Source organism: Gemmiger formicilis, assembly GCF_016901605.1.
Lineage (GTDB): Bacteria > Bacillota > Clostridia > Oscillospirales > Ruminococcaceae > Gemmiger > Gemmiger formicilis_B.
In genome coordinates, this window is the sequence record NZ_JACJKP010000829.1 from 1 (window position 1) to 220 (window position 220).

Annotated in this window: 1 pseudogene; it reads right to left on the minus strand. The window is 56.8% G+C overall.

Going from position 1 to position 220, the window contains the following annotated elements:
- Nucleotides 1-102: 102 nt before the first annotated feature.
- Nucleotides 103-220 (minus strand): annotated as a pseudogene (locus H6B10_RS18340) (plasmid mobilization relaxosome protein MobC); the annotation flags it as partial.

Here is a 220-nt window from a genome sequence, read left to right on the forward strand (position 1 = left end):
CTCGGTTCGGGAACATTTGAAGCAGGAACCGAAACAGACTGCTGCCAAAGCTCTGACCCATAAGAAGAAGGAGCCGGAACGGTGAGCGCCCCGAAGCGCAAACGGGAAGTCCAGCTGCACCACATAACCGTCCAGGGCCATCTTCCGCAGATAGGCTTCTCGGTTTCTCGTCCCAATTTGGGACATTTTCTGCTCGATCAGCGCCAGTTCCTCCGGGGAG